Annotated in this window: 21 protein-coding genes; 3 read left to right on the top strand and 18 right to left on the bottom strand. The window is 66.7% G+C overall.

The features are described 5' to 3' along the window. Positions 1-41: 41 nt before the first annotated feature. The 4 genes from P0204_RS00995 to P0204_RS00980 form a co-directional block, all read right to left on the bottom strand. Complete coding sequence (locus P0204_RS00995) at positions 42-635, bottom strand: AsnC family transcriptional regulator (RefSeq protein WP_276221027.1); 594 nt, start codon at positions 633-635, stop codon at positions 42-44. A gap of 45 nt (positions 636-680) precedes the next feature. Then, positions 681-1388 (bottom strand): TMEM165/GDT1 family protein, encoded by a 708-nt coding sequence (locus P0204_RS00990; protein WP_276221026.1) that lies wholly within the window; start codon positions 1386-1388, stop codon positions 681-683. Beyond that, positions 1385-2080 carry a metal-dependent transcriptional regulator gene (locus P0204_RS00985; protein ID WP_276221025.1) on the bottom strand — a complete coding sequence of 232 codons (696 nt, stop codon included), beginning with the start codon at positions 2078-2080 and terminating at the stop codon, positions 1385-1387. Before P0204_RS00985 ends, P0204_RS00990 begins: the two co-directional genes overlap by 4 nt. A 67-nt stretch (positions 2081-2147) precedes the next feature. Continuing rightward, positions 2148-2297, bottom strand: a complete 150-nt coding sequence (locus P0204_RS00980) for a hypothetical protein (protein ID WP_276221024.1) — start codon at positions 2295-2297, stop codon at positions 2148-2150. Positions 2298-2371: 74 nt separating this feature from the next. Between P0204_RS00980 and P0204_RS00975 the strand changes: the two genes are divergently transcribed. Further along, positions 2372-2860: a metal-dependent hydrolase gene (locus tag P0204_RS00975; RefSeq protein WP_276221023.1), complete on the top strand. Its 489-nt coding sequence runs from the start codon at positions 2372-2374 to the stop codon at positions 2858-2860. On the opposite strand, the gene P0204_RS00970 is transcribed toward P0204_RS00975, so the two are convergent. From P0204_RS00970 to P0204_RS00930, 9 genes are all read right to left on the bottom strand, one after another. Next, the gene (locus tag P0204_RS00970) at positions 2853-3101 is read right to left on the bottom strand and encodes an MTH865 family protein (RefSeq protein ID WP_276221021.1); all 249 of its coding nucleotides are present in this window, start codon (positions 3099-3101) and stop codon (positions 2853-2855) included. The genes P0204_RS00975 and P0204_RS00970 overlap by 8 nt on opposite strands. A gap of 132 nt (positions 3102-3233) precedes the next feature. After that, positions 3234-3827, bottom strand: a complete 594-nt coding sequence (locus tag P0204_RS00965) for a DJ-1/PfpI family protein (protein ID WP_276221019.1) — start codon at positions 3825-3827, stop codon at positions 3234-3236. A gap of 73 nt (positions 3828-3900) precedes the next feature. Continuing rightward, a complete protein-coding gene (locus P0204_RS00960) occupies positions 3901-4698 on the bottom strand; it encodes an HAD-IIA family hydrolase (RefSeq protein ID WP_276221017.1) in 798 nt (265 codons plus the stop codon). 36 nt (positions 4699-4734) lie between these two features. After that, positions 4735-6117 (bottom strand): ATP-binding response regulator, encoded by a 1383-nt coding sequence (locus P0204_RS00955; RefSeq protein WP_276221015.1) that lies wholly within the window; start codon positions 6115-6117, stop codon positions 4735-4737. Between the two features lie 60 nt (positions 6118-6177). After that, positions 6178-7578, bottom strand: a complete 1401-nt coding sequence (locus tag P0204_RS00950) for a hypothetical protein (protein ID WP_276221013.1) — start codon at positions 7576-7578, stop codon at positions 6178-6180. Continuing rightward, on the bottom strand, positions 7575-8297 hold the full coding sequence (locus P0204_RS00945; protein WP_276221011.1) for an ABC transporter ATP-binding protein: 723 nt from the start codon (positions 8295-8297) through the stop codon (positions 7575-7577). Before P0204_RS00945 ends, P0204_RS00950 begins: the two co-directional genes overlap by 4 nt. A gap of 27 nt (positions 8298-8324) precedes the next feature. Then, a complete protein-coding gene (locus tag P0204_RS00940) occupies positions 8325-8954 on the bottom strand; it encodes a DUF998 domain-containing protein (RefSeq protein WP_276221009.1) in 630 nt (209 codons plus the stop codon). Positions 8955-8995: 41 nt separating this feature from the next. Next, the gene (locus tag P0204_RS00935) at positions 8996-9682 is read right to left on the bottom strand and encodes a DUF2071 domain-containing protein (protein WP_276221007.1); all 687 of its coding nucleotides are present in this window, start codon (positions 9680-9682) and stop codon (positions 8996-8998) included. Between the two features lie 39 nt (positions 9683-9721). Further along, a complete protein-coding gene (locus tag P0204_RS00930; RefSeq protein WP_276221006.1) occupies positions 9722-10402 on the bottom strand; it encodes a YqjF family protein in 681 nt (226 codons plus the stop codon). 97 nt (positions 10403-10499) lie between these two features. Here P0204_RS00930 and P0204_RS00925 point away from each other — a divergent pair, with 97 nt between their 5' ends. Together P0204_RS00925 and P0204_RS00920 are read left to right on the top strand one after the other, a co-directional pair. Beyond that, a complete protein-coding gene (locus P0204_RS00925) occupies positions 10500-11000 on the top strand; it encodes a macro domain-containing protein (RefSeq protein ID WP_276221004.1) in 501 nt (166 codons plus the stop codon). Next, complete coding sequence (locus P0204_RS00920; protein WP_276221002.1) at positions 10997-11227, top strand: DUF8145 family protein; 231 nt, start codon at positions 10997-10999, stop codon at positions 11225-11227. The genes P0204_RS00925 and P0204_RS00920 overlap by 4 nt, the downstream gene beginning before the upstream one ends. A gap of 6 nt (positions 11228-11233) precedes the next feature. Here P0204_RS00920 and P0204_RS00915 read toward each other — a convergent pair whose 3' ends face one another. The 5 genes from P0204_RS00915 to P0204_RS00895 all read right to left on the bottom strand — a co-directional run bounded on the left by P0204_RS00915 (position 11234) and on the right by P0204_RS00895 (position 16530). After that, positions 11234-11512, bottom strand: coding sequence for a hypothetical protein (locus tag P0204_RS00915; protein ID WP_276221000.1), 279 nt, complete (start codon positions 11510-11512; stop codon positions 11234-11236). Positions 11513-11639: 127 nt separating this feature from the next. After that, complete coding sequence (locus P0204_RS00910; protein WP_276220998.1) at positions 11640-12617, bottom strand: aldo/keto reductase; 978 nt, start codon at positions 12615-12617, stop codon at positions 11640-11642. 30 nt (positions 12618-12647) lie between these two features. Further along, a complete protein-coding gene (locus P0204_RS00905) occupies positions 12648-13736 on the bottom strand; it encodes an ABC transporter permease (RefSeq protein WP_276220997.1) in 1089 nt (362 codons plus the stop codon). Then, entirely contained in the window at positions 13729-15612 is a 1884-nt protein-coding gene (locus P0204_RS00900; RefSeq protein ID WP_276220995.1) for an ABC transporter permease family protein, read from the bottom strand. The genes P0204_RS00905 and P0204_RS00900 overlap by 8 nt, the downstream gene beginning before the upstream one ends. Next, positions 15613-16530, bottom strand: coding sequence for an ABC transporter ATP-binding protein (locus P0204_RS00895; protein WP_276220994.1), 918 nt, complete (start codon positions 16528-16530; stop codon positions 15613-15615). Positions 16531-16546: the final 16 nt, after the last annotated feature.

Raw genomic sequence — 16546 nt, 5'->3', positions numbered from 1 at the left:
TTTGTACTTCAGAACCGAAACCAGCGCCGCGGCCGAGCGCTCTAAATCCCGTCTTTCAGCGACTCGTACTGGTCGACGAACCGCTTGGCGCAGGACTCACAGCAGAAGTAGTACGGCTCCCCGTCGAGGGTCCGTCGGACCCCCTCCTCGTCGACGGTGTTGCCACACTCGGCACAATCAGGAGCGAACTCCGGGCCGGCCAGGCCGGGCCGCCACTCGCTGTCGGCCAGCAGTCGGACCTCGTAGTCGGCCACGTCGCTCATGTCCTCGACAGCACGGTCCAGCAGCGCGCCCACCTCGGTCTGGTGGACGGTGGCCGTCACGAGGACGTGATCGTCCGCCGTTCGAAAACTGTGTTCGACGGCGTCGGTGTCGGCCATCCCGGCGGCGACGGCTGCTCCCCGCCCGGGCGCAGCGTCGATGTTGATCAGAACGGGGACGCCCGACCGGAGCAGCGAGCGGTCGATATCGACGGTGAACCCGCGGATGATTCCCATCTCGTGTAATCTGTCGACCCGGTCGGAGACGGCCGGCGCCGAGAGGCCGACCTGCTCGGCGATATCGCTGTACGGTCGGCGTGCGTCCGAAAGCAAAAGGTCGAGGATCTCGCGGTCGGTGTCGTCGAGGCCACGCATGGGCCAACAATTTCACAGCCGGAAGAAAGGCGTTTCGTCGGCCGTTCAGACCGGAAGGGCGTTCGCTACCGTGGTCACGAGCTGTTCCCAGACGGAGACGCCGAGGGTCACCTTCAGCCCGAAGTCCAGCGCGAAAAACAGGAACAGTGCTGCCCCTGCGAAGTGGGCCTTCCGGATGTCGAAGGTGTGAGAGAATCGGTGGAAGAACAGCGCGTTAGCGAGGCTCACGGGGATGATCGCCAGCATCTCGCCGGTCCAGATCGCCGTCGGATGGGCGGCGTACTGTGCCGCCAGCGAGACGGTGATGATCTGGGTCTTGTCGCCGAACTCGCCGAAGGCCATCATGGCGAAGATCGGGAGAAAGCCCCCGAGCGCGTTGGGAACTTTCCAGTCCAGAACCGGGACGCGAACGTCCAGTTCGCCGCCGTCGGTCGTGATGGCGTTGGAGGGCGACCGCTGGGGGGCGTCTTTCCCGGGCGCCGTCCGGACCAGCAGGTATGCGAATACGAGAAACAGGACTGCCGTCAGCGCGTCCAGCACGATAGCGGGCAGGAGCTGCAGGACCGTACTCCCCAGCCAGATCTCGATGGCCGTCCAGCCGGCGAAGGCCGTCCCTGCTGCGGCGACGACCAGATAGGGGCTAAACCGCGTCGAGAGGCCAGCGATGATGAACTGGACTTTTTCCCCGGGTAACACAGCGAGTTGCGACCCGGCCGCGATGAGCACGACGGTGAACCAGGTGACCTCGCTCACGCTTTGGTCACTCCGTTCTCGGCGCGGTCGCTCTCCGGCGGATGGACCTGGATCGCGTCCGCGACACCCTCCGGCAGCGAGACCGAGTCCCCCGAGTCGAGCGAGACGGTGACCATCCCGATCGGCGCTACCTCGGTGATACTGAGCACCGTCCCGGGAGTGATCCCCACTCCGTCGAGATACGTGAGTTCGTCGGGCTCTCGGTCCCGGACGCGAGCGACCTCCACCTGGACCCCTTCGTCGTAGTCCGAGAGGACCGACACCGGTACGTCCTCGATCGGCTCCAGGGCGTCGTTGGGGATCGGATCGCCGTGGGGGTCGACGTCGGGGTCGTCCAGTGCCTCGGCCAGGCGCTGTTCGAACTCCTCGCTGATGTGGTGTTCCAGGATCTCGGCTTCCTCGTGGACCGTCGCCCAGTCGTAGCCCAGTTCCTCCGTGAGAAACGTCTCCAGCAACCGGTGGTGGCGGATGACTTCCAGCGCGATGGTCTCGCCCTCCGGCGTCAGGGTGACACCTTTGTACTTCTCGCGTTCGAGAAACTCCTGATCGGTCAGTTTCTCGATCATACTCGTCGCTGTCGGCGGGGTGACGCCCACCGTCTCGGCGATCGTCGAAGTGGCGACCGGCGCCTCGCCCTCCCGTTCGAGCCGATAGATCGCCTTGAGATAGTCCTCCATCTTCGCACTCAACATACGAGAGGATTAGACTAGTCTAATGTAAAAGTGTGCTGGTGTGAAACAACATTTGCTTACGGTCGAATCATTCGTCGGCCACGTAGGTTTCCCGCCGTGAACGGGTGATGACCCAGAGGACGAGGTAGCCGATCGCACCGAAGACAAACAGCGTCGCCGGGATCAGAAACGGTCCGAACGTCCCCACCAGTGTCCGTACAACCGACATAACAGCCATGCGTGGCATAGGAGTGGACGGCTGATAAACGACCGGGCAGCAGGTTCAAACGGGTGGACCCTCTCCTGGCAGCTATGTACCGGCTCGGCCACTATGGGACGGCCCTGCTCGTGTACGCGCCACTGGGACTGGGGTTGCTCGTCGCCGACCTCCCGAACCTGGCGGTCCTGGGCGGCGCGCTCTCACTGGGACTCGCGCCCGTGCCCGACTACGATCAGCGGCTCCCGCTCGTGAGTCACCGCGGGATCACCCATACGTTCCTGTTTGCCGGCGTCGTCGGCGGAGTGTTGGGTGGCCTCGGCTGGGCCGTCGGTGCGTCCACCGACGCGCGATCCGCGATACTCCTGGGAGCGTTCGGCGCGCTCGTCGGAACGACCAGTGTCCTCGCACATCTACTGGCGGATATCATCACGCCGGCCGGTATCGCGCCTTTGTGGCCACTATCGGCCCGGACCTACACGCTCGACCTCGCGCGAGCGGACAACACGCTGGCGAACTACCTCCTGCTCGGACTGGGTGTCCTGGCAGTGACGGCGGTCGCAGCGGTGACGCCGATCAGATGAGGTCCTGGTCTTCGAGCGACGCCATCACGTCGTCGACGAAGTCGTTGACGCTGTCGTAGGGGAACTCGCCGTCGAGTTTCGTGTTGAGTTCCATCGCAGTCATCGAGAACTCCCCGGACTCGAACTTCGTCGACGGCCCGGCCGGCAGCGCCGGCACGAGATCCATCGGGCTGGAGATGGGGTACTCTGCGTCCTGGAACGCCTCGGTGAACTGCTCGCGAAGGTCCGCTTTGTCGACCATGATTCGTCTCCCACTAACGAGACTGGTCCCATAAACCGTTCGTTTTTTGACCACTCTCACGTTGTTGTAAGTTTATTCCGGAGCTGTGACCGTCTCACACCCCTCCAGCAACCGACGCCGGTGTGGCCGGCGTCAGTCGTCGGCCGCGATGGCCGCGTCGCCGTGGCTCACTTCGTCACCCAGCAGGTCCATGAACTGCGCGACCCACTCCGGGTGGTCGGGCCAGGCCTGGCCGGTGACGAGGTTTCCGTCGGTCGTTACCTCGTCGACCCACGAACAGCCCGCAGCCTCACACTCCGCACGAACGGCGGGATAGGCGGTCATCTCGTAGCCGTCCAGGACGCCCGCGGCAGCGAGAATCTGTGGGCCGTGACACAGCGCCGCGACGGGTTTGTCGGCCTCGAAAAAGTGCTGGACGGTCTCGATGACCGAGTCGTAGGTCCGGAGATACTCCGGAGCGCGCCCGCCAGGGACGACCAGGGCATCGTACGTTTCGGGGTCGATCTCGGCCATCGTAGCGTTCAGTTCGAAGTTGTGGCCCCGCTCTTCCAGATACGTCTGGTCGCCCCGGAAGTCGTGGATCGCCGTCTTGATCGTGTCGCCGGCTTCTTTCTCCGGACAGACCGCGTCCACCTCGTGGCCGACTGTCTGGAGTGTCTGGAACGGCACCATGATCTCGTAGTCCTCGCCGAAGTCGCCGACGATCATCAGGATGTTCTTGCCCATTGGTGTCACCACCCAACGCTACGCGGGGCTCCATCATAAACGTGTAGCTCAAGCGATTGGAGCGACGGGCGAGTCAGTTCGCGGTCAGTTCTTCGACGATCGGGACGACCGCTGCCAACGAGTCGACGACGTAATCGGGTTGGACGTCGCTGTGTTCGACTGCTTCCCGGTCGGACACCCCGGTGGTCACGAGCGCGGTGGTCATCCCGCTTCGTTCGCCCATTCGAATGTCCGTGTCGAGGCGGTCGCCGACGACGAGACATTCCGAGGCCGTGCAGCCGAGTCGCTCCAGTGCCGCCCTGACTGCCACCTCCGAGGGTTTCCCGAGGATGCGGTCGGGGTCCCGATCGAGGACGCCCGCGACGGCGCGGATGATCGCGCCCGATCCGGGGACCGGTTCGCCGTTCTCGTCGGGGAACGTCCGGTCGGGGTCGGTCCCCAGGAACGTCGTGTCGTTCCCGACGACCCGAAGTGCGGTCGCCAGATCCCGGTAGTGGAAGGCGTCGGTCCAGGACGCGAGCAACACGTCCGCGGGCGCTGGCTCGTCAGTCAGGATGGCGGCAGTGTCACGGACCTGTTCGCGGACCGCGTCGCTCCCGATGACGAACACCTCGTCGCCGGCGTGTTCCGCGTGGAGATATTCGCTCGTGACGACGCCCGACGAGCAGGCCTCACCTGGCCGTGCGTCGACGCCAAGCCCCTGGAGCCGCTGGACGTAGTCGTCCCCGTCGTGGATCGGGTTGTTCGAGAAGAAACAGAGCGAGCAGTCACGCCCACGGACAGTCTCTACGAAGTCGTCCACGCCAGGCAACACGTTGTCGCCGTGATACACCGTCCCATCGAGATCGAGTACGACGCCCCGGAGTGCCATCAGCGGTGGTTGGGGCCAGGGAGGCAAAAGTCCGTCTCACACGGGATCGACGCCGGTCACCTCGAACCGCGCGCCGCCGGTGTCGCCCTCGGTCGCCTCGACCGTCCACCCGTGGGCGGTCGCGATCTCGCTGACGATCGCCAGACCCATGCCGGTCCCCGCCTCGCTGGCGGAGTTGCCCATCTGGAAGATGTCGTCGACCCCGTCCTCGATCCCGTCACCGTCGTCGGCGACGTAGAAGCCGGTTCCGTCGGTCAGCGTCCCGACTTCGACAGTGACAGGACTGTCGTTGTGCTCGACGGCGTTACGGAAGGCGTTCGCGAGCATGTCCCGGAGACGGCCGGGGTCGGCCCGGAACGTGAAGTCGTCGGTGACGATCAGCTCAGATTCGACAGTCTCGACGTAGTCCCAGGCGTCGGTCGCGATCGTCGACAGCGAGACGACCGAGGGCTCGTCGACGGTCTGGCCGTTCCGGGCCAGTGCGAGCACGTCGTCGATGATCGCGGCCATCCGATCCAGGGACCGGTCGATCTTCGCGTGGTACTCGGCTTCGGTCTCGTCGTCCGGTTCCGACAGCAGGTCCAGCGCGCTGTTTGCGACGTTGAGCGGGTTCCGGAGGTCGTGGCTGACGACGCTGGCGAACTGGTCGAGACGTTCGTTCTGGCGCTGGAGTTCCTGCTCGCGCTCGATCCGTTCGGTGATATCCCGGGAGACGAGTTGGACCCAGTCGGTTCCCCGGTGGCCGTCGACGGGGACGAACTGGTTGCTGTAGTATCGGCCGGCGACAGTATCTTCGGTGTGAACGGGGTCACCGGTTTCGACGGCCTCACGTGTCGCTTCGATACGGGCAGTCGCGGTTTCGGTGTCCATGACAGCTGTCAGTTGTCGGTCGGTCAGTTCGGTCCGTTCCCCACGGAGTTGATCCGCCATCGCCGGGTTGACAGACAGTAACCGCCCGTCAGTGTCCAACTGGGCGATCCCGTCCGGGGAGTTCTCGACGAGCGACTCGAACTTCTTGCGTGTCCGGTTCTGTGAGACGACGTTCTCGATGCGGTTGGCGAGGCGGCCGTACTGCTTGTCTTCGACGACTTCGAGTTTCAGGAGATAATCGGCGACGCCGGCAGCGATCGCTTCGCTCGCCGTCTCCTCGTCTCCCCGACCCGTCAGGAGAATAAAGGGGAGCGTCGGTTCGAACTGCCGGATCGAGCGCAACAGCTCCAGACCGTCCATCTCGGGCATCTCGTAGTCACTGACGACACAGTCGAACGACTCCGCTCGAATCCGTTCCAGCGCACTCTCGGGGTTGTTCACCGCCGTCGCGTCGATCCCGTGCTTTTCCGACAGTGTGTCGGCGGTCATCTCGGCGAAGAAGTCGCTGTCGTCGACAACGAGTGCCCGTATCTGGTAGCTGCCTGTCATTCCTCTAGCTATCGTACCGGGTAATCGGTACATCCGTACTTATAGCCACCTGACCTGGACTCAGGACGAACGGAGTCGGCGGTCCCAACGGGGACCAGCACGGCGAGTGAGCCACGCGCCGATCACGCCCGCGACGGTTGCGAGCGCCACCGAACCGACAGTCAGCAGCGTCGGCGCGGCAGTGACTGCCAGCGCAGCGACGAGCAACGGGACCGCGAGTGCGCCCAGCGCTGCGCCGAACGCCAGGAACAGCGGCGTATCGAACAGCAGTTCGTTCGGCGAGAGCCCGGTGACGAAGGCCGTCACCCCGAAGATGTACACTGCGACACCCGGGAGGACGAGGACGCCGACCGCGAGCCGCGGGGCCGGGAACCACAGCGCTGCGAGTGCGAGATACGCCACACCGGCGGCCAGCGAGAGCGCGAGGTAGGCCAGCCGAAGCGACCGGAAAACCCGCCCGTACGTCACCGGGAACCGCAGGTACTCGCGGGGATCGTCGAACTGCGTCACCCAGCTATACGTCGTGAACGTCCCGAGCCCCAGCAACGTCCCGAAGGCGATCCCCGAATGGGGGCGGATTCCCGTCGCCTGTGTCACCTGCTCCAGCAACAGCGCCGTCACCAGGAACAGGACACCCATCGAGAACGCGACCTTCGAGACCGACCCCGAGGAACGGCTGACGGCGAGGAGCGACCGCCGCGCGAGCGGATCGGAGACGGTCGTGAACAGCCCGTCGAGCCAGCGACTCCCCCCACCGCCGTCGGCGTCGGTAGTCGGATCGAACAGCCAGACGCCGGCGACTGCCAGCACCGCCGTCGGAGCGAGCCCCTGGACGGCTGTCGCGGGGCTGGGTGCCGCGTAGAGCGCGTAGGGCGTGTACGCCACCGGATCGACGTTCCCGACCAGGACTGCGACAGTCCCGACAGCCAGTAGAGCCAGCAGTGCCGCTTTGGCCCGGCTGGCGACCGCGATGAGCGTGATCGAAAGCGACGCGCCGAAGGCGAATGCCGCGACGACGGCGACCCACAGGAGCGCCACGCTGGCGACTGAACCGCCCGTGAGGACCGCGACGACGCCGTAGCCCGCGACGACCGGCGTCAACACGAGCGCGGCGTAGTAACAGACGTCTTTCACCAGAAACGTCGCGAGCAAACGCCGGAAAGACAGCGGCAGCGTCCGGGCCGAGAAGACCAGCAGCGTCACGTCACCGAGTACGTCACGGAGCGCGTCACGGCCGACGAGCCCGATGGTCCCGACCTGGAGCCCGAAGAAGGCGACCAGGGCGACGAGACCGCCGGCGACCGTAGCCGACCCGGTACCTGTCACGCCCAGCAGCCAGGTCGCCAGCCCGGTCAGGGCCGCGATCGCCAGCGGGAACGCGCCGAACCGGGCGCCGCCGAAGAGGTCGCTGTGGAGCCGCCACTCCTCCAGGACCATCCAGCGGAAGACGGCGGCGGTCATGCGGTCGCCTCCGGCCGGGCACCCACCTCCGCGATGAAGTACTCCAGCAGTTCGTCCTCGGACATCCCGCGGGGATCGCACTCCGCGACGAGACGGCCGCCGTCGAGAATCCCGACGTGGCTACAGAGTTCGGCCGCCACGTCGACGTAGTGCGTCGAGAGAAAGACCGTGTTGCCTGCCTCGCAGTAGGCCGCCAGCTGCTGTTTGACCTGTTCCTGCATGATCGGGTCGAGGTTGACCAGCGGCTCGTCGATGAAGACCAACTCCGGCTCGTGGAGGAACGCCGCCGCGAGCATCACCCGCTGGCGCTCGCCCTCCGAGAGCCCCGTCGCGAGCGCCTCCAAGACGCCCTCGAACTCCAGCCGCTCGGCCCACTCGCCGATGCGGGACTCGATATCCTCGACCGCCCGGACCTCGCCGACGAACGTGAGGTACTCTCTGGGCGTGAGAAAACTCGGCGGGTCCTCGCGCTCGGGGAGGATGCCGATGGCCCGCCGGACCGCGAGCGGGTCCGTGGCGGGGTCTTCCCCGACGACTCGCGCGCTCCCGTCACTGGGTTCGCGCTGGCCGGTCAACAGTTCGATCGTCGTCGTCTTCCCGGAGCCGTTCGGACCGAGCAGGCCGAACAGCGCGCCGTCGTCGACGGTCAGCGTGAGGTCGGCCAGTGCCGTCACGTCGCCGAACCGCCGGGCGAGGCCCGTCGTCTCGATGGCAACCATGATGTTCCCAGATGCCACGCCACGGACTTAGCGTTCACTGTCGTCCGGTCCGCCGGCGAGGGTCCACAGTGGCCGACGGTGCGTGACCGCGACGAGGACGACCCACACGGTGACCACGGCCGCGCCGGCCGCTTCCGGGATCGCGAGCCCGTCACGGAACACTGGACCGCCGGTGCTCCAGCCGTACCAGACGCCGACGTGGAGCGCGGTCAGGGCGAGCGTAACCGCGGCGTATCGGGGGCCACCGGTGACGAGCGCACCGATCCCGGAGAGTGCCATCGCTCCCATCGAGAGGACGTAGAACCCGATCGCGACGGGGCCGTGCAGCGGCTGTGACTGCGGGAACACGCCGATCCCGGCCATCGAGACCATCGCCGCGACGAACACCGGGACGGCGGCCCGCCCGACGGTCCCGCTGGCGGTCCAGAGCGCGTAGGCGAAGCCGATCCCGACCACGCCGCCGACGACGAGGCCGCCGTCGAACAACAGCGTCGTCAGCGGCGTCGCGACGGCGTGACCGGGCTGTCCGAGGTTCGAGAGGGCGTTGTCGGTCCAGCGAAACCCCGGTGATGCCAGCGTCGCCGACAGGATCGCGGCGTTCGTCACCACCACCGAGACGAGACCCGCCCAGAGACTGGCCCGTTCCGTTCCGACCATGGACGATAACCTCCCCGCGGGATACTAACTGTACCCCACGGTCAGTCCAGTCCGGTCGGGACCGGCGGAGCGAGTGCGATCGTCCCGCCCGGGCTGGCGTGGACGAGCGGCTCACCAGTCGCTGCGGGGAGACTCAGCCACGAGAACAGCTGTTCCCGACAGGTTCCGGCCACGCTCTGGAGTCGCCAGGTCGGCTGGCCGACGCTACAGACCAACACCCTGCCCGGGGGGCCGTCGAGGAAATACCGCTCGCGGTCCGCGAGAAAGCCCGCCAGCGAGTCCGGCGGCGCGGCCGAAGCTACGTCGAGATCGGCGTCGTGCTCGACGGCGAGTCGCTGTCGGTCCGCGACGGTGACGGTCCGTCGCAGGCAACCGCGGTTGATAGAGTGCTCGACGGAAGCGGGTTCCACCGGGAAGGAAAACAGCGAGAGCGCCTCCGAGAGCCGTCCCCGCGGCAGAAAGACCGCGAGCGGATACGCCCCGCGCTGGTCGGCGGGGCCACGGACCGGTACCTGGACGGTGACGACATCCGTGGGGCCGCCGATAGACCGGCCCAACGCCCGGATCGACTCGACGGTGTATCCGACTGCCGTCAGCCAGGCGGTGTCGTCGGCCGTCTCGACGGTCGCCCACCCGGGGACCGCCCCGGCGACCCCCGACCTGTCGACGGGCCAGTGACAGAACGAGACCGGCCCGATCGTCGCCTCCAGCGGAGTGAGCGAGAGCACAGTGAGAGTGAGCGGCGTCGGGCCATCAGTCTGCCGGCCTCAGAGCCGGTGGAGTCGTCCGGCGGTGACCGGGAGTCCGTCGCTGACGTGGACGAGCGGTTCACCGTCGGGAGTGGCGAACCCGTTTGCCTCGAACAGGTCGTTCCGCCGGACCGTCGCCGCGCCGGGTCGAAGGTCCCAAGGTTCGTGGTCGATGTCGGCGTAGTAGAGCTGTCCCCCGTCGCTGTCGACGTAGAAGCGGTACCGCTCGACGAGGAACGCCGGCAGCGAGCCCGGTTCCGGCGTCGTCGCGACACCGTCGGGTTCGTAACTGGCGTCGAACCTGGCGGCGGGGACGCCGTCGTGGGTCCGGCGGCTCCGGAACCGGACCGCCCCGTCCCGCCGGTCGACGCGCATCCGGGCGCGGTAGTACGGCAACTGGAACAGTCGGCGGGCGACACCGACCCCCAGCGCGTCGTCGGCGTCGAGGTTGTAGAAGTAGACGCCGGGGACGCCGTCGGCCTCGACGTATGTCCGGAGGTTCAACTCGCCGAAGGATCGGCCGATCGGGCTCCCGCGGGGCCTGATGTCGGCCATCCGGAAGGGGACGACACCGAGGTAGGCGTCACCGTCGTAGGTGTCGACCGACAGCCGGTCGTGGAGCGTCTCGGCGACCGTCTCGGGGTCGACCGCCCAGTGCAGGAACCCAACGTCGCGCCAGTCCATGCGCAACAGGTCCATACTCGACGGTAGGGACTGGAGGGGGTTGCGGGTTTCGTGAGAGTGAGTCACAGGGATCGCCAGTAGTTCTTTTTGCGCTCACGCCGACCGCTCGCGTATGGAGTTCGAGGTCATCCAGGGAGACATCGCCCAGCAGTCGGCCGACGCACTGGTCAACGCTGCGAACACGAGCTTGCGGATGGGATCGGGCGTCGCTGGCGCGCTCAAGCGGGCCGCGGGGTCAGGTCTGCCCGACGAGGCCGTCGCAAAGGGACCGGTGGACCTCGGCGGCGTCGCGACGACCGACGCCTACGACCTCGACGCCGACTACGTCGTTCACGCCGCCGCGATGCCACCAGGCGGCCAGTCGACAGCCCGGAGTATCCGGGACGCCACGCGGAACGCGCTCGCGGAAGCGGACGCGCTCTCGTGTGAGTCGCTCGTCCTCCCGGCGATCGGCTGTGGGATCGCCGGCTTTGACTTCGAGGACGGCGTCCGCATCATCTGTGATGTCGTCGACGGGTTCGAACCGGCGTCGCTGACCGACGTGCGCCTGATCGCGTACTCGGACGACGATTACGAGACGATACAGCGGGTCGCAACGGAGGTCCGCGGGTGAGCGAAGACACGGAACCGGACGAGCCCGTCGTCTGTCCGGTCTGTGGGAGCGCGTTCTCGTCGGCATCGCTCCACGACGAGGGGTTGCTGGTCGAACTCGGCGACGACAGCCGGTTCGACCGGGTCTGTGTCGAACCGGTCAGCACCGACGACGGGACGCCGCTGGTTCGGCTGTTCCAGCATCCACGGGAGGACGAACAGAGTGGTGCCGGCGGACGGGTTCCGTAACGACAGTCAGCCGGCGAACAGCCGCCCCGCACGCCACTCCCAGAGGACCTCCAGGACGGCCCAGACGGCGATCCAGAGCGAGATAAAGAGGAAGAGAACTGCCGTCGAGGAGAGATACTGGAGCGGCTCGGCCATCGAGACGACCGAGGAGTACGCGACGAGGGCGACGAGAGCCGTCACGGCGAGGCCGACCAGTCCCGTCAGCCAGTGCTCGAAGCTACTGGCGGACTGACAGCACGGTTCCGAGCGACGACCGTCGGTCCCGTTCGATTCGGGGTTGTGCATTGGTACCAGACACCGTACAAGGACCTCGGCGACCGAGCGTAATAAATGTAGCCTCTAGAATGTTTTGGAGATCGAGCAAATCCATCGTTTCGAGCGATGGAGCGAACGCTGCGTTCGGCCGACAGCCTCACTCGTGGCCCGAGACGCGGACCGGTTCGTAGGGCGCTTCCAGCCACTCGACGTCGCCGTCCGAGAGGTCGATCTCCAGGGCTTCGACGGCTTCTTCCAGGTGTTCCACGCTGGAAGTCCCGACGATCGGGGCGTCGACGGCGTCCTGTTCCAGCACCCACGCCAGTGCGATCTGGGCCATCGAGGCGTCGTACTCGTCGGCCAGTTCCTCGACGCGCTCGTTGACCTCGCGGCCGCCGCCCTCGAAGTAGGGGTGTTCCCGGGCGTAGTCGTCGGTCTCCCCGCGCGTGGTCGCCTCGAACTCCTCGTGGGGCCGGGTCAGGTAGCCGCGTGCCAGCGGACTCCAGGGGATCACGCCGATCCCTTCCCGATCACAGAGCGGGAGCATCTCGCGTTCCTCCTCCCGATAGAGGAGGTTGTAGTGGTTTTGCATCGTCTCGAACCGCTCCAGTCCCGCCCGCTCGCTGACCCGCTGTGAGTGGGCGAACTGGTGAGCCCACATCGAGGAGCCGCCGACGTAGCGGGCCTTCCCCCGCCGGACCGCATCGTCGAGGGTCCGCATCGTCTGCTCGATCGGCGTGTCGTAGTCCCAGCGGTGGATCTGATAGAGGTCGACGGTGTCCATCCCCAACCGAGCCAGGGAGTTGTCCAGTTCCTGTTCGAGGGCCTTCCGGGAGAGCCCCCCGGAGTTGGGGTCGTCCTCGTCCATCTGGAAATACCCCTTCGTGGCGACGACCTGGGCGTCGCGGTCGTAGTCGTCGAGGACGGTCCCCAGCACGCGCTCGGACTCGCCCAGCGAGTACATGTTCGCGGTGTCGAAGAAGTTGATCCCCAGATCGATCGCGCGTTCGATGACCTCGCGGCTCTCCTCCTCGTCGAGGACCCACTCGCGCCAGTCGGGGGTCCCGAAGCTCATACAGCCCAAGCAGATGCGGCTGACCTCCATCCCCGTCGAACCGAGTGTCGTGTACTCCATACCGACACGCGGGCCGGCGAGGACAAAAAGCTACAGCGTCTCCGGTTCGACGGTTCGGACGTATCGCCGGACGACCAGGTATCCGCCGACCGCCACTGCGGCCATCAGTCCCACGTGGGCGTAGGTCAGCGTCGTCGGACTGTCGACGGCGAGTTTCGCCATCGTCGTCGCCGGATGTTCCGGCAGGACGACCGCCCCGCCGAAGATCACCAGCGTCAGCACCGAGTACAGCAGTTGTGCAGGCCGTCGCCGCCCCATCGTGACACCGAGGACCAACCCGATCGCGACGACGATGACGGAGATGGCCGTCACGAACAGGACGATCGGGACGACGTTGCTGACCGCGATCCCGTTTGCCGACAGCAACCCGATCCACAGCAGCGCCTGGGCCGGCGCGATGACCGTCATCCCCAGGGCCTTCCCCTCGACGATGTCCAGCAGCGAGACGGGCGCGACACGGAGCAGTTCCAGGGTCCCGCGCTCGATCTCCTCGGTGATCGTGTCCACCGCGACCGAGCCGCTGATGAACGGCGGCAGGAACAGCAACAGCGGGATCAACACCGTGTAGGTGAACCCGAAGTACGGGCTGGCGCCGATCTCCGGCGGTTGCGGGACCGGCGGCTCGTCGAGGTAGAACGATCGGTCGAGCCGTTCCTGTCGTTCCAGCGTCCCCAGCAACTGCCTGATCTGGACGACGATCAGTGTCGAACGGATACTCCCCTCGGGGATCGTCGCCGTCACTCCGATCGCCCGGCCGTCGCTCTCCTCGCGCTCCTGATAGTCGGCCCGTAACAGCGCGTCCACCTCACCGCGGTCGAACTGCCGTTGGGCCTGCTCTGCGTCGGCAAAGGCGACCACGTCTGTCTCGGGATGTTCCCGGGACGCCTCGACGAGTTCGGCCCGAGCGTCGCCGGTGATCGCGACCTCGACCTCGCTCGTCGCGACCGAGCCGGGGTCGTACAGCGAGGTCAGCCCGACGACCAGGAACGACGAGAAGCCGGCGACGAACAACTGGATCAGCAACGCCAGCACGATCGTCTTCTCCCGGGAGAGCGAGGCCACGTCCCGTCTGGCGATCCGGAGCCGAGCGTCGGAGAGCAGCGAGCGGTCCTCAGACATAGCCGCTCACCGCCGTGACGACAGTGAAGTTGTAGGCGAAGTGGACGAGGATCGCTAGGCCGATACCGAGCAGATACCCCCGCAAGCCCCGCGTCGCACCGACCGACGAGATGCTCGCCGTGACGGTGTGTAACGCCAGCGGGAGCAACAGCAGGACTCCGGCGATCCAGAGCGGGGTGCCGGCCGGCACCGAGGCCCCCTGGAGCGCGGCCTCACCGATCGGCAGCGTATCGAGGTTCGCCAGCCGGGCGATGAGCAGGCCCTTCTCCGCGACGAAAAAGCCCAGCCCCGAGAGGACGCCCAGTCCCAGCGCCGACCGGAGCGTCGCCTCGTACTTGGCGTTCGTGTAGCCGGCGTAGACGTGGAGGCTCTTCGCTAGCTCCTCGACGACGGCGACGACCACGAGGATCAGGACGATCCCCAGCGTCTGGTTCGTCCCGAAGACGTTCAACGAGACCGAGTCCAGCACGAACAGGAACGCGATGGCGACCAGTTCCGCGACGATGATCAGCGGCAGGAGGATGACGGTGATCTTGAACGCGCTCCAGCGGGAGTTGATCCGCCCCGACAGCGTATCGAGCACCTTCAGCGGGATCGACCGCTGGGTGAACATGTCCTCCTCACGATAGAGCCCGGCACCGAGTCCGAACAACAGCAGCGCGGTCAACAACGGCGGCGCCGTCGAGAACGCGAACTCCGCGAGTTCGATCGACTGGCCGGTCAGATCCATCACCACGAGCGTCAGCGGCGAGATGAGCGCGATCGGTGTCACGTCCGTGAAGATCGCCGGCACGAACGCGTAGGAGGTCAGCGTGACGGTGATCGTGACGGTGACGAAGGTGAGTTCCTTGAACGAGCGGGCGAACATCGCGCCACAGAACGTCGCCGAGAGGAACAACAGCGCGACGGGCGCCACCGCCAGCACCGCGATCGGACTCCCGCTGGGGGCGATACCGGTCAGCCGAAGCGCGCCGGTGATGACCGCCGCGACGCCGACGGCCCCCAGCAGGTACGGCAGCGTCTTGCCGCCGATGATGTCCGCCCGGGAGGCGGGAGTGACCAGCAGGAGTTCTCCCCGCCGGTTCAGCCGCTCGGAGAGCATCGAGGAGCCGTAGGCCTGGATGACGAAGTTCATCGGGACGATATAGAGGAAGGCGAGCACGAGCGACTCGAAGGGGAACGGTGGCGAGATGTCGCCGGGGGTCCCGCCGTCCACGTCGCCCGAGAGCCGTGCACCCAGACTCCCCAGGTTCGCGCCGCCGCCACCGCTTGCGGCTCCGTCACCGCCGTCGCCCCCACCAGCAGCGCCGTCGCTCGCACCGTCACCACCGTCGGTTCCGCTCCCGCCGTCGGTACTGCCGTCCCCGCTCCCACCGTCAGTCGTCCCGTCGCCACCGGTTCGAGGGTCAACCAGGCTCGGGCCGTCCTGTTCCGCGTAGCGAAGCGTCACCGTCACCGGGAACGCCGCCGTCCGGTTGTCGTCCCGGCCCAGCAACTCGTCGTTGTACCGCTCGGTACTCCCGCCGAACTCGGCGAGCGCTGCCCGCTGTTTGGGCGTCCTGGGGGCGTGCTGGAGGGTCGTCCCCTCGAAGGTCAGTTCCTGACGGGGTCCGGCTGCCACCCCGGAGACGGGCTGTTGGACCTGGAACGTCGAATCGCTGGCCGCGACGGCGTAATAGGGGCTGGACTGTTCGACGCCCACGCGATAGATCCCCTGGTCGAGCGCGGCCGCTCCGCCGCCGCCGACGGCCGTCGCGGCGACGACGCCCATCGCCAGGATCGCGAGCGCCATCACCACGATGGTCCGCTTGTCGACGCCGCCGGCGTTTTTCGTCACTTCCCACTTGGCGATCCGGAGGAGCTTCCGTGGCTGCATCTACGCCCCGTCCCCCGATTCCCCGTCTTCACCGACGTAGCGGGTGCCGCTGGTCCCGGACTCGGCGACGTTGAGGAACACCTCCTCCAAGCTCGACTCCTCGGTCCGGATGTCGACGACCTCGCCGCCCCGGTCCTGGGCCAGCGAGCGCGTCTCCTCGACGGCGTCCATACTGCCGACCTCCCGGACGAAGTGGCCGTTCCGTCGGGCCGCGTCGGGGACCTCGACGGTCGTGTAGACGTGGTACCGCGTCTCGCCATACTCGCGCTGGAGCGCCTCCAGATCGCCGCGAGCGACGATCTCCCCCTCGTTCATGATCGCGACGCGATCACAGATCGACTCGACGTGAAAGAGGTTGTGCGCCGAGAAGACGATGGTCTTGCCCTCGGCGGCCAGTTGTTCGGTGAACTCGATGACGTAGTTCGTCGTCAGTGGGTCCAGCCCGGAAGCGGGCTCGTCGTAGATGAGGACGTCGGGATCGTTGATCAGCGAGCGGGCGATGGCGACCTTCCGTTTCATCCCTTTGGACATGTCGCCGAGTTTCCGGTCGCGGTGTTCCAACTGGAGTTCGTCCAGCGTCTCGTGCATCCGCTCGTCGGCGACCTCGCCGGGCACGTCGTAGAGGTCGGCGAAGAATCGCAGATACGAGACCGGCGTCATCTCCTCGTACAGCGGGGACTCCTCGGGGAGAAACCCCAGACGCTGGCGCATCTCGGTCGTCTCGGTGTCCAGGCCGGCGATCTCCGCCTCGCCGCCGGTCGGATCGAGCAACCCGGCGAGCATCTTCAGCGTGGTCGTCTTGCCGGCACCGTTGGGGCCGATGATGCCGAAGACCTCGCCTCGGTCGACCGAGAACGTGCTGCCCTCGACAGCGACGAAATCACCGTACTCCTTCCGAAGGTCCCGGGCGTCGATCATTCGCTCGGGGGTTGTG

Origin of the sequence: Haloarcula halophila (assembly GCF_029278565.1) — an archaeon.
Lineage (GTDB): Archaea > Halobacteriota > Halobacteria > Halobacteriales > Haloarculaceae > Haloarcula > Haloarcula halophila.
This window is presented reverse-complemented; position numbering and strand designations above follow the sequence as displayed.

Excerpts from the sequence above, each read along its gene's own strand:
- P0204_RS00995 (WP_276221027.1), bottom strand. The coding sequence starts at position 635 with ATGCGTGGCCTCGACGACACCGACCGCGAGATCCTCGACCTTTTGCTT.
- P0204_RS00940 (WP_276221009.1), bottom strand. The coding sequence starts at position 8,954 with ATGGTCGGAACGGAACGGGCCAGTCTCTGGGCGGGTCTCGTCTCGGTG.
- P0204_RS00945 (WP_276221011.1), bottom strand. The coding sequence starts at position 8,297 with ATGGTTGCCATCGAGACGACGGGCCTCGCCCGGCGGTTCGGCGACGTG.
- P0204_RS00965 (WP_276221019.1), bottom strand. The coding sequence starts at position 3,827 with ATGGGCAAGAACATCCTGATGATCGTCGGCGACTTCGGCGAGGACTAC.
- P0204_RS00985 (WP_276221025.1), bottom strand. The coding sequence starts at position 2,080 with ATGTTGAGTGCGAAGATGGAGGACTATCTCAAGGCGATCTATCGGCTC.
- P0204_RS00900 (WP_276220995.1), bottom strand. The coding sequence starts at position 15,612 with ATGCAGCCACGGAAGCTCCTCCGGATCGCCAAGTGGGAAGTGACGAAA.
- P0204_RS00955 (WP_276221015.1), bottom strand. The coding sequence starts at position 6,117 with ATGACAGGCAGCTACCAGATACGGGCACTCGTTGTCGACGACAGCGAC.
- P0204_RS00905 (WP_276220997.1), bottom strand. The coding sequence starts at position 13,736 with ATGTCTGAGGACCGCTCGCTGCTCTCCGACGCTCGGCTCCGGATCGCC.
- P0204_RS00960 (WP_276221017.1), bottom strand. The coding sequence starts at position 4,698 with ATGGCACTCCGGGGCGTCGTACTCGATCTCGATGGGACGGTGTATCAC.
- P0204_RS00925 (WP_276221004.1), top strand. The coding sequence starts at position 10,500 with ATGGAGTTCGAGGTCATCCAGGGAGACATCGCCCAGCAGTCGGCCGAC.
- P0204_RS00930 (WP_276221006.1), bottom strand. The coding sequence starts at position 10,402 with ATGGACCTGTTGCGCATGGACTGGCGCGACGTTGGGTTCCTGCACTGG.
- P0204_RS00970 (WP_276221021.1), bottom strand. The coding sequence starts at position 3,101 with ATGGTCGACAAAGCGGACCTTCGCGAGCAGTTCACCGAGGCGTTCCAG.
- P0204_RS00910 (WP_276220998.1), bottom strand. The coding sequence starts at position 12,617 with ATGGAGTACACGACACTCGGTTCGACGGGGATGGAGGTCAGCCGCATC.
- P0204_RS00950 (WP_276221013.1), bottom strand. The coding sequence starts at position 7,578 with ATGACCGCCGCCGTCTTCCGCTGGATGGTCCTGGAGGAGTGGCGGCTC.
- P0204_RS00975 (WP_276221023.1), top strand. The coding sequence starts at position 2,372 with ATGTACCGGCTCGGCCACTATGGGACGGCCCTGCTCGTGTACGCGCCA.
- P0204_RS00980 (WP_276221024.1), bottom strand. The coding sequence starts at position 2,297 with ATGGCTGTTATGTCGGTTGTACGGACACTGGTGGGGACGTTCGGACCG.
- P0204_RS00895 (WP_276220994.1), bottom strand. The coding sequence starts at position 16,530 with ATGATCGACGCCCGGGACCTTCGGAAGGAGTACGGTGATTTCGTCGCT.
- P0204_RS00915 (WP_276221000.1), bottom strand. The coding sequence starts at position 11,512 with ATGCACAACCCCGAATCGAACGGGACCGACGGTCGTCGCTCGGAACCG.